Origin of the sequence: Paenibacillus maysiensis, from assembly GCF_000520815.1 — a bacterium.
GTDB lineage: Bacteria > Bacillota > Bacilli > Paenibacillales > Paenibacillaceae > Paenibacillus > Paenibacillus maysiensis.
This window is the reverse complement of sequence record NZ_ASRY01000128.1, coordinates 18,915-31,990: the sequence shown is the minus strand read 5'-3', so window position 1 is coordinate 31,990 and position 13,076 is coordinate 18,915. Positions and strand designations below refer to the sequence as shown.

Here is a 13,076-nt window from a genome sequence, read left to right as displayed (position 1 = left end):
TGCGCGCCGAATGGTCGGCGCAGCTGCCGGACGTCGCTCCGGGCGAAGCCGCGGAGCGCTACCGCGCCATGCAGGAGCGCGACGCGCGCGCGGAAGAGCTGCGGTCCCGGCTGGAGACGAGCGTGACCTTTCTCGAAGAGAAGGCTGCGCGTGTTCAGCAGATTCAGCAGAACATCATCGAGGAAGACAAAGTCATCATCGCCCGCCGTACCGGACTCCAAAACAAAGATGATTCGCTGCGTGAAAAAATGGATCGCCTCCGGCAGTGGGTTGGAGAAGGCCATGCGTCTTCCTTGCTGGAAGACGCAAACTCGCGTCTTCTGGGGCTGAAAAACGGAGCCGAAGCCGCCGCACGCCGCCGCGCTGAAGCGGAGGAACGCAAGCAGCAAGCCGTTCATGCTTCGCTGATTGCCCGGCAGGCATCCGATTCGGCAGAAGAAAGACGGCAGGTATCGGAGTCCCGCTGGAGCAGTCGTTTGGAAGCCTCCCCTTTTGCTACGGAAGCAGAGGTCGTGGAATGCTGTCTCGGGCCCGATGAATTCGCACGTTATGAACGTGAAGTGAGCCTGCATCGGGAACGTGAAAAAGAGCTGTCCTCCCGTTTAAAACATGTGGAAGAACAGTTGGATGGAGCAACAGTGACAGAGGAACAGTGGGAATCGGCCGCCGCGCAGCTGCGTGATTGCCGTGCACGCGACGAAGAGGCACTCCAGAATCGTGCCAAGGCTGAGCGTGATTTGGAGGATTTGCAGCATCGGCATGTCCGCTGGATGGAGCTGGAGTCCAATCGCGCTCATTTGCGCAGCGAGGCAGAAAAGATGTCCAAGCTTCAGTCCGTTTTCCGGGGCAACGCCTTCGTCGAATACATTGCCGAGGAACAGCTAATGCAAGTCAGTCAGTCGGCCTCACGCCGTTTACGTTTTCTGACCAAGCAGCGTTATGCGCTAGAGGTAGACTCCAGCGGTGGCTTTGTCATTAGTGACGATGCCAACGGCGGAGTCAAGCGTCCGGTATCGACCTTGTCCGGTGGCGAGACGTTCCTGACCTCCTTGTCGCTTGCGCTCGCGCTGTCGGCCCAGATTCAATTGCGCGGACAATACCCGCTGCAATTTTTCTTTCTGGATGAAGGCTTTGGAACGTTGGACCCTGAACTGCTGGACACCGTTATCACCTCGCTGGAAAAGCTGCATCACGATCAACTGTCAGTCGGCGTGATCAGCCATGTACCCGAGCTGCGGGCTCGTCTGCCGCGCAAGCTAGTCGTTCTTCCCGCAGAGCAGGCCGGAGGCGGCTCCCGCGTGGTTATGGAAACATTTTGAAGCAACGTGATACAGATCACAGATACAGTTTCAAAGTATTGTTATAATACAGATAAGCCGACAAGTTATCATACAGCACCCCGGCGGACGTATGCTGTGGAAGGGAACTTCCCGTCATACGTCCGTTCAGAGGGGCTCTACCAAGAGCCTCCGGGGTGCTTCTTTTTTTGTTTGCAAGCCGGAATTCGCCCAATTTGATGTAACACATAGCCCATTTTTGAATAACATACGGTATACATGCAAGAGCCTAGGAGGAAACAACCATGGAAAAAAGCCTGACGAACGTAAAAGGGACAGCACCGGAAAAAACGGATGCCAAAACACTATGTCAACAGCATATGCACCGCTACGTATGCGTATGGGTGAAGGATGGAACGATGTATGACGGAATTGTGGAGCATGTGGATGATGAAAAAATATATTTGGCAGTTCCAATGGGCGAAGCGGAGAACGTAAATCTCCCTTATCCGCCTAACAATTGCGGCTGTGGCTCCCGTGCTTATGGCGGCTTTGCATCCTCCCCACCATATCCGTACCCTGCTCCAGTACCAGGCTATGGCTATGGCTATGGATATGGATATGGATTCCCGTATAGACGTCGGCGCTTTAACCGTCTAATTCTGCCGCTTGCTGCGCTGACCGCGATCAGCCTACTGCCTTATTATTAAACCCCATTTCTTTAATCGTCCTAGTATGTGTCCTCTAAGTCCTCTTCTAACCATCCATAGTCACTTTCTTAGATGTACAGCTACATCACAAGCGGCTTACTGAAGCATTCATACATCATGACATACTTAAGGCTGCTTCTTCCGGTGAGAAGAAACAGCCTCTTTTTTTACCTATGTCATTTCAAATCTAATCTCAACCTGCGTTTACCTCATACACATGCTCTCCGCTATCTCGACAATCATTCTTTTCCAGCTCACTTCTCTATGAGCATTACGTCTTAAGCGTGTCTGCACGAAGCGGTACTGTCTTTTTCCGGCCCAAATAATTGGTTCCGATCACCCCGGCTATAATCAGTAGTGAGCCAATCAGATGATACACTGTTATCTTTTCTCCAATAAACAAAGCCCCGGCTGCGATAGACACGATGGTCGACAGATTGGTAAATACGCTCATTTTTGACGCCTCTATTTTCGACAAAGCATAATTTGCAGTCAGTGAAGTGATAAGCGAGGCCACCACGCCAAGATATATAATGGACAGTACAAAGGTACCGTTGCTGGACAAGCCTACAAATGTGCCCAGTGTCCCACTTTGAATATGGTTAGTGAGCGATATGGCCAGAAATGTAATAAATCCGATGCCCATCATAAAGTAACTGATTTCCGCCGGACTAAAATGCTTCGAAAGAGAGCGTGCCAAAACGCTGTATCCGGCAAACGCTACACACGTCAGGAAGAGCATGGAGAGCCCGCCCAAATTGGACAAGTTGAAGCTGCTTCCTTTCATGATAAAGATGAACACAACGCCGAAAACAGATAAAAAGATCGACAGCTTCTGTAAAAGGGTCGTTGTTTCTTTTAAAAATAGGGAAGCAATGATCATCGTTACAACGGGTGTGAAGGCATACATAATACCTCCCTCGGCGGAAGTTGCGTGCTGTAATCCAAATGCTTGTAGGGTGAAAAATCCCAACGGGTACATTAGAGCCAGCAGCAGTGCTTTAAATATGGGTTTGCCCCGATAAGACAGCTTGATCCACCCCAAGGCCACCGGAATGGACAGGACTATAAAAGAAGCTGCAAACCGATAGGTCAGCGTATCGATGGGATGAGCATACACTAACGCCATTTTAGTAAATAAAAACGAAAATCCAATAATTGCAGCATTCAGCACCGCAAAGAAATAAGCCAGTTTTAATCCTTTGGTTTGGGTGTCCATAAGTTGCCTACCTCTCTTTCATGCTTCGGGACCATGTTTGCGAACGTCCTCTCCGATGAACTAAAGGTACAACAATGGACGAGCCTGTGGAATATCAAATTATCGTAACTGTATCGGTACAATTTTATAAATTGGGGCATTCTACTCACATATAAAGCATGTTAACATCAACCGTATAAAGAAGTAGCAGAAATAGAAAGTGCAATAAGCAGGCAGGAGGATCATTGTGAAAAAATATATTTCGATTCTATTGGATATAGAGCTTAAAATCCGTGAAGGGCAATACAGCTCGGGTCAAAAGCTGCCTTCTATCCGGGATGCTTCAGAATTGTACCAGTGCAGCAAAAGCACGATTTTGCGGGCATATGCCGAACTTGAAAAGAAGCACGCCATCTATTCCATTCCGCAAAGCGGATATTATGTGGTGGAGAACTCCGGAGATTTGCGTCATAGCCATAGCCATATTCAGGCCTCGATTGATTTTGCTTCGGCCTCCCCGGATTTAAACGTATTTCCGTATCTGGACTTTCAGCACTGTCTGAATCAGGCTATTGATACGTACAAATATCATCTGTTCACCTACGGAGATTCGCAAGGACTGGAGACATTGCGTCATACGCTCGTTTCTCACTTGGCCGATAATCAGGTATTTGCAAAAATGGAGCGGATTATCGTCACTTCTGGTGTTCAGCAGGCACTGGAAATCCTTGCAAAAATGCCGTTTCCAAACGGCAAAAAGACGGTTTTAGTGGAGCAGCCGAGCTACGATATTTATTTGCGTTTTCTGGAGGGAGAGAGTATACCCGTCAGCACCATCGCCAGAACAGCGGCAGGTATGGATTTGCAGGAATTGGAGAACCAATTTAAGAACGGGAGCATCAAGTTTTTTTATACCATGTCAAGATATCATAATCCACTGGGGACCTCCTACAACACAGAGGAACGCAAGGCTATAGCCGTATTAGCTGCCAAATACGATGTGTTCATCGTGGAGGATGATTACATGGCTGATTTGGGGATCGACCACCTGTTTGATCCTATATATGCGTACGATCAGACAGACCATGTTATTTATTTAAAAAGCTTCTCGAAAATCATTTTCCCAGGCTTGCGCTTAGGTGTGGTGGTTTTGCCTGAAATCCTGTTAAAGACGTTCAGCGCATACAAAAGATACGTCGACACCTCCATTTTATCTCAGGCCGCACTCGATATTTATATTAAAAATGGAATGTATGAACGCCACAAGCACACGATATGCAGCCTGTATGCGGAACGCATTCGCATTTTAAACCAGGCAGTAGATCGATATAATCAGGACGGGGTGATTGAAGTGTCGGCTGTAAGCTCGGGAGTGTATATGCAGTTGAAGCTACCCCGGACGGTGAACATGGAGCGTTTGGTACAGCGTCTTGCCGCGAGGAAGGTGCTGGTGGTATCCGGTAAAGGATTTTACTTATCTAATTATAAGGAACACGAAAAGTTTTTACGCATCAGTATTTCGCGTGCTCAGCCGGATCAAATTGATGAAGGGGTAAGAGCTATTATAGAGGAAGCGGGGAGAGGGAACTGGTATTAAGCCCCTTTTTCCGTTATGATACATATAGAAACATAGGTATAACAAACCATAACTGTATATGTTCAATTCGGTTGTGGGGAAATACATAACTTTGAATGCCGAGAGCATGGATTCTGCACTTTTGAATCTGATGATCGGCTCACTGCCAAAGGAGGGTTTTGAATGGACGATCTGTTTTTGAAAATTGTGGATGGAACCATCCCCAGCAAAAAAGTGCTGGAAACCGACAATGTGCTCGCATTTCATGACATCCAGCCTGCGGCGCCAGTGCACGTGCTCATTATTCCGAAGAAATATATTCCTTCAATGAATGCTGTGACAGAGGAGGATCTGCCTTTGATTGCGGAGATTCATCGTGTTGCGGTTGAGGTGGCGAAAAAACTGGGTATCGCTGAATCCGGTTACCGGTTGATTAACAACTGCGGTCCGCATAGCGGGCAAGCGGTTGGACATCTGCATTATCATCTGCTGGGCGGTGCCCCATTGGGTGCTTTGACGGGTATTTCGGACTCACATTCTTAAAAATGACAGTGCTTGTCTTTCAGTAATACGGCGTGAATGGAGAAATATGTACCCTTTATTTATTCATTTTTTCTTATAGGTTGACACCCGGTTTCCGTTTCACCTATAATAAAATTTGATGAACCGTGTTATTGCTCTTGGACGGTCTGGTCGGAGGGAGGGAAAACTGGTGTCTGAAACTAAAGTTCGCAAAAACGAGACAATTGATGCTGCACTTCGTCGCTTTAAACGTTCCATTGCTAAGGATGGCGTATTGGCTGAGGTGAAGAAACGCAAGCATTATGAAAAGCCAAGCGTAAAGCGCAAGAAAAAGTCCGAGGCTGCTCGTAAGAGAAAGTTCTAGGAGGATCTAAGCAATCATGAATTTGAGCGAACGATTGAACGAAGATATGAAGCAAGCAATGAAGAGTAAGGACAAGTTCAAACTCTCCACCATTCGAATGGTTCGTTCTACGATTAAAAATCTTGAAATAGATTTGAAACGGGATTTGAACGACAACGAAGTGCTTGATATTCTGAGTCGTGAGATCAAACAGCGAAAAGATGCCCTCCATGAATTTGAAAAAGCCGGTCGTGATGAACTTGCGACAAGCACTAAAGCAGAAATAGAGATCATCGCTCAGTACCTTCCCGAACAACTTTCTGAAGAAGAAATTAAAGTTATTGTACAGCAGACCATCCAGGAAACCGGTGCTTCTTCGAAAGCCGAGATGGGGAAAGTAATGGCGGCCTTGATGCCTAAGGTAAAAGGCCGTGCTGACGGTAAGCTCGTGAACCAAGCGGTTCAGCAATTTCTGCAATAAACCTGCGACAAACAGGAAAGCGCAACACCCTCTGTTTACAGAGGGTGTTATTTCTGTATCTGCCGCGTTTGTCATAGGCTGTTATTATAAGGAAAGCTTTTTTGTAAGCGTTATCTATAACCATTTGAAACGTGATGTCCATCGGGTGCGTAAAGTACGTGACAGCCATCAGGATTAGCAACATACTCAAGAATTTCACAATAAATCCTGAAAACTGTATGGTTTACCTGACAAAATTTGATATGCTGTAACATAGAAAGATCGAAAGGGGGGAGAGTAATGCATAGAGAACATCATCACTCCAGCCGCAAAATGATCTTTTGGACCATGTGGATCATGATATCCGTTTTGCTGTTGCCATTATTCCATTCGGGATCAGCGGCGGCCGCTGTGAAAGGCGGTGCTGTGTTCGTTATACCGGTGGATCAGGAAATTGAACAGGGACTGGGCAGCTTTATGGAACGCGGCTTTACAGAAGCGGCGGAGTCCAAAGCGGGCCTCATTGTGCTGGATATTAATACGCCAGGCGGGAGAGTAGACACAGCGGAAAAGCTGGGCAAGCTGATTAAAGACAGCACGATTCCGACCGTAGCCTATGTGAGAGGTGAAGCGGCCTCTGCGGGGAGCTATATTGCGTTAAGCGCAAACAAAATTGTTATGAAGCCGGGCAGCATTATTGGAGCAGCAGCGCTGGTGGATGGCAGTGGGCAGGCTATCACCGACCCGAAAACGGTGGCTTGGTGGAAGAGCAGCATGGCATCTGCCGCAGAATCCGGCGGACGTAACCCGGATATTGCGAGAGGTATGGTAGACTCCAAAATTTCTGTAGCTATACCGGAGCTGAACTTTAATAAAGAAAAAGGTCAGATCATTTCTTTAACCAGTGAGGAAGCACTTAAGCTGGGTTATGCGGATCACATCGCCTCTTCAGAACAAGAAGTTATCCAGTGGATGGGCTATAGCACGGATGATGTATTTCATGTGGAGCGGACATGGGCTGAAAAAGCAGCCGAGATATTGACCAACCCGATTGTGCAGACCTTGCTTTTATTTATCGGTATCGCGGGGATTGTCATTGAACTACTCGTACCTGGCTTTGGAGTGCCAGGAATTTTAGGTGTGCTCGGATTTGGTCTGTACTTTTTCGGCAATTATATTGCTGGCTTTGCAGGTTCCGAGACGTGGCTGTTGTTTATCATCGGTCTGGCGTTGCTTATACTTGAAATGTTCATTCCAAGCTTTGGTATTCTGGGTATTTTGGGTTCCATCAGTCTTGTCGCCGGAGTTGTTCGCGCGGCCTACAACTTGCAGCATGCTTTTATTTCTTTGGGTATAGCCTTTGCTGCTGCTGTTGCTGTGGTGGCGATCATTGCTGTCATATTCAAGGACCGAGGGATATGGAACCGTTTTATACTTAAAGAAAGCTTGACGGCTGACCAGGGCTTTTCTTCGGTGGTAAACCGGGAAGTGCTATTGGGTCAGCGAGGTGTGAGTTTGACACCGCTTCGTCCAGCGGGAACCGTGCTTATCGCTGACGAACGTGTGGACGTCGTGACGAACGGCGAGTTTATCGCTACGGATATGCCCATTATCGTATCCAAAGTAGAAGGCGGACGCATTGTGGTCAAGGCGGACACCAGCGTCTGAAACGCCAAAACAAACGAAGAATTAGATTAATGGAGGATGATGCGAGTGTTCGAATCGGGTATTGTCAGCGTTTTGCTGATTGCCGTTGTAGCGATTATTGTGTTAAGTGTATTTTTTAGTTTTTTTCCGGTGATGCTGTGGATTTCAGCATTGGCGTCAGGGGTGCGGATTGGCATCATTACATTGGTAGCTATGCGGTTACGGCGTGTAACGCCAAGCCGGATTGTGAATCCGTTGATTAAGGCAACCAAGGCTGGTCTGGGCTTAAACATCAACCAGCTGGAAAGCCATTTTCTGGCGGGTGGTAATGTAGACCGAGTGATCAATGCGCTGATTGCTGCGCAGCGTGCCAACATTCCGCTTGAATTTGAACGCGCTGCTGCGATAGACCTTGCGGGTCGGGATGTTCTGCAAGCGGTCCAAATGAGTGTTAATCCGCGTGTCATTGAGACACCTATTGTCGCTGCGGTAGCCAAGGATGGTATCGAAGTGAAGGTTAAGGCTCGTGTTACAGTGCGTGCCAACATTGATCGACTCGTCGGGGGTGCAGGAGAAGAAACGATTATTGCACGGGTCGGTGAAGGGATTGTTACGACTGTCGGCTCCAGTAATTCGCATAAGGACGTGCTGGAGAACCCGGATTCCATTTCCAGGACGGTACTGTCCAAAGGTCTGGATGCCGGAACGGCGTTTGAAATCTTGTCCATTGATATTGCGGACGTTGATGTAGGCAAAAACATTGGTGCCTTCCTGCAAACCGAGCAGGCGGAAGCCGATAAACGGATTGCGCAGGCAAAAGCGGAAGAACGGCGTGCAATGGCCGTGGCGCAGGAGCAGGAAATGAAGGCGCGTGTCGTAGAGATGAGAGCGCGCGTTGTGGAATCCGAATCCGAAGTGCCGCTGGCAATGGCTGAGGCGCTGCGTGGTGGAAAACTTGGCGTTATGGACTATATGAATTTGAAAAACATTGAGGCAGATACGCAAATGCGCGGTTCCTTGGGCAAACCGAATGAAAACTCGGGAAATGACAACAAAAACCGGGATTAACAACGGGATATAGCCGGTGAATTACGGCAGCAAGGCGGTGAGTTATGAACTTTATCAGCTGGATTTTTGAGCATTTGTATATCCTGATTGTGATCGGCTTTGCGTTGGTGTCTTTTTTGGGCAAAAGCATGAAAAGCACAGAGAGAAAAGCGCCGCCGGGAAAGGGTATGCCTACGTTTGGTGGCGACCACGGCTCTCGCGGCCCTTCATCCTCCTCCGGACCTTTCTCTACGGAACACAGACAGGAGCAACGTCAGCCGCAAAGGCAGAATACTGCCGGAGAATTGCAGCGTCAGTTTCCTGATGAACGGCGTGTAGTTATGGAAGCTCGTCGCATGGAAGAACAAATGAATGATTGGACGGAAACAGAGCAGCAAACAAATCGGGATTCCCTGGATAACGGTTCGACTCTGGAGGACCGAATCCGGGCCATGGAAGAAGAGCGTAGATCGGTTTTAGCCCGTCTTGATCGCATATCCAATGCAAGGGAGTCGGGAGAGATTACAGATGCCCCTGAGGGAGCTTCACAGGAGCGTAGTACAGTAACTGCGGCTGACCTGCGCAGAGGTGTGATTTGGGCAGAAATATTAGGTCCTCCGCGTTCCAAGCGTTATATGGGCGGAGGAAGACGTTAAAAAGACAAGAGCTGTTATCGTTTTATTTGAGCAGTTTGCATGAATGGTTTAGTCCGCCCCGGCTTTAGCTGGTGGCGGACTATTTTTTTGCTAATACATAGACCAGTCCAGAATAGAAATCAGTGCTGATCGGGGTACTTTGTGTCATTCCTGAATGGACTCGGCATTCATATTCCACTTGAATTAACTGCTGCACCAGGCGCTTTAAAGGACCACCCCACCCGTTTTAATCTTCCAGCTTTTCTGATTTTGATGGGTATTACGTTATTGTTTATTTTGGAATCCGAAAACCCAAACGAATTTTCGATGCCGTTTCATCTGCCGCAGAAGAAACTAAAAATCCAGCTCGTGATTTACCACGGGGTATCATTTTCTCGCTTGTTATTTGTACGCTTTTATATGTCATTGTTAGTGGGATTATGACAGGGATTGTACCGTTTATGCAGTTTGAAGGTGTTTCTCATCCGGTGTCACTTGTCTTGCAGGTTGCAGGTCAGAACTGGGTTGCGGGGATTGTGGAATGTGGGGGGCCATTGTGATGCGAAGAACACAGCCGGATCTGCCCAGAGCCTTCCGATGTCCGGGTGTTCCGTATATTCCGATTTTGGCTATTATTTCGTGTGGGGCGCTCATCCTGAATTTACATAGCCAAACGTTTATCCGTTTTCTGATTTGGCTCGTTATAGGTCTGGCCGTTTATTTTCTATATTCCAGAAAAAACTCTCTTTTGAATCATGATTCCTAAAAATAACAGAACGGCTCTATAGAATCAGGAAAAGACAATCTCGTTTCGATGCTTGAATCGGGCTTGTCTTTTTCATTTTGCATTTTGCAAGTATCAAGGTTCTTGCTATGTAAAATAAGGGCTACTATGAATTGTTAGTTTCGTTTCATAAATATGGCGGCTGGATCATAAAGTGTACAGTACAGATATCTGTGGCGCTGGTGTAACGACGCCCATATCTAAGCGGCATCGGCAATTTATAAAAAAGCAGCGTAGCTACCATGAAAATGACTATGATCCACTGAATGGAAATAACAGGAGATGAAAATCAGCAGCGTAGCGCCATAAAAACAATTATTAGCCATTTGATAAGAATTGTTTTCATGACAGGAAAGGAGATTCCGTCGTATGAGCCGGATGAGCCGCAAACTGCGAAAGTGGGCCAGTGAGACGCTGGAACTTCCGCAGGACATTCTATTTGACCTGCCGAGGTTAACTCTCATTGGCAGCCGCCAGCTTTATGTGGAGAATCACCGGGGCGTCGTGGACTTCACGCCGGATCGGCTTGTACTTGCGCTTGCGCAAGGCAGGTTGCGGGTGACGGGGCATGGGCTTGTCATTACGTCTATTGTGCCTGAGCAGGTAAGTGTGGAAGGACACATTACGGATATCCAATTGGAAGGAACGGAGGAAGGCTCATGAAACATCCCGCTTTAACAAAGCTGCGTGGCACGGTTACCCTTAGCGTTAAGGGCGAGAGCGTGGAAGCTTTCATTAATCTGCTCACTGAGCATCAAATACCTGTTTGGAACGTGCGGCCGATGGGTACAAGACATGCGGAAATGAACCTTCTGCTGCCGCATGTCTTCCTGCTGCGTCCGCTTCTGAGAAGGACAGGCTGCAAAATGCATATTTTAAAACGCCAAGGGACTCCCTTTATCGCTGCGCGGCTGGCCAAACGTAAATTTTTTCTGGTTGGACTGGCTGTATTCTGGGTAGGCCTGTTCCTGATGTCCTCGCTCATCTGGAACGTTGAAGTAAAGGGGAATGACAAGCTCACAACGGAAGCTGTACTCAAAGCTGCCCGTCAGGAGGGGCTGTATCCGTTTCAATGGAGCTTCCGTGTTTCCAGTCAGGACAAGCTTTCGCGTGCACTCATGCAGAAGCTCCCTGAGGCATCCTGGATCGGCGTAGATAAGCAGGGTACTTCGGTGACGATTCAGGTCGTTGAAGCCTCACAGCCTACTCCTGCGCAGCTCTACAGTCCGCGTCATCTCATCAGCAATGCAGATGCAGTAGTCACTGAAATTTTTGCCGAGCAGGGTCGTCCTGTCGTGCATAAAAATACACGTGTCAAAAAAGGAGCCATACTTATCTCGGGAACGCTCGGAGATGAGGAAAATCAGCAGCAGGTCGTAGCCAAGGGGGAGATTAAGGGCCTCGTGTGGCATGAGTACGAAATTAGCAGTCCGACGGTGCGACGCAGCAGCGCATATACTGGAAACAGTCACGACCGCCTGTATCTGGTGCTGGGCAACCACGCGGTGCAGTTATGGGGATATGGAAAAATCCCTTATTCTGCGCATAAAACCACAGTTGAGCATGACCCGCTGACGTGGCGCTCCTTCCGTCTTCCCGTCGGTTGGATGACCGAAAGCGTAAGGGAGACGAAGATACATGAGGATAAGCTTACGGAAGCAGAAGCCCAAAATAGGGGAATAGAAGGGGCACGAGCCGATATTTTAGCCAAATATGGCAAAGGAACGAAAATAATGAGCCAAAAAATTTTGCATGAGAAGAGAGAGAATGGTAAAGTTTATATGAAAGTGCTTTTTGAAGTGGAACAGAATATTGCGGAAGAACTTCCGCTAGTTCATAACCAAGGAGAATGAGGCTATTTGGCAGAACAACAACGCAGCATACAAATTGCATTGAACAATGCGGGAGAAGGACAGGCGCTGTTCGGCCCGCAGGATTCCTTTTTAAAATTGATTGAAGCGGCTGTTCCAGCAAAAATGGATTCCCGTGAGGCAGAAATCAATATTTTTGGTAACGTCCATGAGGTGGAAGTGCTCGAACAATTGTTCGATGTACTGCTCCAGTTAATTCGTAATGGGTATATCCTGACCGAAAGAGACGTCCATTATGCGATTGAGTTGGCAAAAGATTTACGCGCCGATCAATTGCTTGATCTGTTCAAGGGAGAAATCACAACCACCTTCCGGGGCAAGCCGATCCGTGTCAAAACGATTGGACAAAAGCACTATGTAACCACGATAAAAAAACGCGATATCGTATTTGGGATTGGCCCGGCGGGTACAGGTAAAACGTATTTGGCTGTGGTGCTGGCGGTAGCTGCCCTGAAGGAAGGCTCGGTCAAGCGAATTGTATTGACCCGTCCTGCGGTGGAAGCAGGCGAGAATTTGGGCTTTTTGCCAGGGGATTTGCAGGAAAAGGTTGATCCGTATCTGCGCCCGTTGTATGACGCGTTGTACGATGTTATGGGACCGGAGCAGACAGCAAAGGCACTGGAGCGCGGGTTGATTGAAATTGCGCCGCTGGCCTACATGCGGGGACGGACGCTGGACGATTCGTTCATTATTTTGGATGAAGCGCAAAACACCACGCCGGAGCAAATGAAAATGTTTTTGACCCGACTGGGCTTTGGCTCCAAAATGGTCATCACCGGTGATGTTACGCAAATTGATTTGCCTCGTGGCAAAAAATCCGGTCTGATTGAAGCGAATGCGATTTTACAGGGAATTGAGGAAATAGGCTTCGTACATTTTGCACAAGAGGATGTTGTCCGTCATTCTCTGGTTCAGAAAATCATCGTGGCTTACGACCAGGTTGCCGAAAATCAGGGATGAGCCTTCATATCACAGAAGTGGAGCTATCAGAAGTATGAAAATAAGC

13 protein-coding genes and 1 pseudogene are annotated in these 13,076 nt (G+C 48.0%); 13 read left to right on the top strand and 1 reads right to left on the bottom strand.

Annotated elements, in window-relative coordinates; genetic code table 11:
- A partial coding sequence (locus L696_RS0108535) for an SbcC/MukB-like Walker B domain-containing protein (protein ID WP_025683279.1) occupies nt 1-1,319 on the top strand: 1,319 nt, incomplete at its 5' end.
- A gap of 263 nt (nt 1,320-1,582) precedes the next feature.
- On the top strand, nt 1,583-1,987 hold the full coding sequence (locus L696_RS0108525) for a hypothetical protein (protein ID WP_025683278.1): 405 nt from the start codon (nt 1,583-1,585) through the stop codon (nt 1,985-1,987).
- Nucleotides 1,988-2,258: 271 nt separating this feature from the next.
- Here L696_RS0108525 and L696_RS0108520 read toward each other — a convergent pair whose 3' ends face one another.
- Nucleotides 2,259-3,206, bottom strand: a complete 948-nt coding sequence (locus tag L696_RS0108520; RefSeq protein WP_025683277.1) for a DMT family transporter — start codon at nt 3,204-3,206, stop codon at nt 2,259-2,261.
- 226 nt (nt 3,207-3,432) lie between these two features.
- Between L696_RS0108520 and L696_RS0108515 the strand changes: the two genes are divergently transcribed.
- The 11 genes and pseudogenes from L696_RS0108515 to L696_RS0108460 all read left to right on the top strand — a co-directional run bounded on the left by L696_RS0108515 (nt 3,433) and on the right by L696_RS0108460 (nt 13,030).
- Nucleotides 3,433-4,782 (top strand): aminotransferase-like domain-containing protein, encoded by a 1,350-nt coding sequence (locus tag L696_RS0108515; RefSeq protein WP_025683276.1) that lies wholly within the window; start codon nt 3,433-3,435, stop codon nt 4,780-4,782.
- Nucleotides 4,783-4,944: 162 nt separating this feature from the next.
- The gene (locus L696_RS0108510) at nt 4,945-5,304 is read left to right on the top strand and encodes a histidine triad nucleotide-binding protein (RefSeq protein ID WP_025683275.1); all 360 of its coding nucleotides are present in this window, start codon (nt 4,945-4,947) and stop codon (nt 5,302-5,304) included.
- A 169-nt stretch (nt 5,305-5,473) separates the two neighbouring features.
- Complete coding sequence (rpsU, locus tag L696_RS0108505) at nt 5,474-5,647, top strand: 30S ribosomal protein S21 (RefSeq protein ID WP_005547957.1); 174 nt, start codon at nt 5,474-5,476, stop codon at nt 5,645-5,647.
- 16 nt (nt 5,648-5,663) lie between these two features.
- Nucleotides 5,664-6,107, top strand: coding sequence for a GatB/YqeY domain-containing protein (locus L696_RS0108500; RefSeq protein WP_025683274.1), 444 nt, complete (start codon nt 5,664-5,666; stop codon nt 6,105-6,107).
- A gap of 279 nt (nt 6,108-6,386) precedes the next feature.
- On the top strand, nt 6,387-7,754 hold the full coding sequence (locus L696_RS0108495; protein WP_025683273.1) for an NfeD family protein: 1,368 nt from the start codon (nt 6,387-6,389) through the stop codon (nt 7,752-7,754).
- 45 nt (nt 7,755-7,799) lie between these two features.
- Nucleotides 7,800-8,801: a flotillin-like protein FloA gene (floA, locus tag L696_RS0108490; RefSeq protein ID WP_025683272.1), complete on the top strand. Its 1,002-nt coding sequence runs from the start codon at nt 7,800-7,802 to the stop codon at nt 8,799-8,801.
- A 44-nt stretch (nt 8,802-8,845) separates the two neighbouring features.
- Nucleotides 8,846-9,436, top strand: a complete 591-nt coding sequence (locus L696_RS0108485; protein ID WP_025683271.1) for a hypothetical protein — start codon at nt 8,846-8,848, stop codon at nt 9,434-9,436.
- Between the two features lie 129 nt (nt 9,437-9,565).
- Nucleotides 9,566-10,181 (top strand): annotated as a pseudogene (locus L696_RS29320) (APC family permease); the annotation flags it as partial.
- Nucleotides 10,182-10,568: 387 nt separating this feature from the next.
- Nucleotides 10,569-10,862 carry a sporulation protein YqfC gene (gene yqfC, locus L696_RS0108470; protein ID WP_025683268.1) on the top strand — a complete coding sequence of 98 codons (294 nt, stop codon included), beginning with the start codon at nt 10,569-10,571 and terminating at the stop codon, nt 10,860-10,862.
- Nucleotides 10,859-12,052 carry a sporulation protein YqfD gene (yqfD, locus tag L696_RS0108465; RefSeq protein ID WP_025683267.1) on the top strand — a complete coding sequence of 398 codons (1,194 nt, stop codon included), beginning with the start codon at nt 10,859-10,861 and terminating at the stop codon, nt 12,050-12,052. Before yqfC ends, yqfD begins: the two co-directional genes overlap by 4 nt.
- Nucleotides 12,053-12,058: 6 nt before the next feature.
- Nucleotides 12,059-13,030 carry a PhoH family protein gene (locus L696_RS0108460; RefSeq protein WP_025683266.1) on the top strand — a complete coding sequence of 324 codons (972 nt, stop codon included), beginning with the start codon at nt 12,059-12,061 and terminating at the stop codon, nt 13,028-13,030.
- Nucleotides 13,031-13,076 lie beyond the last annotated feature (46 nt).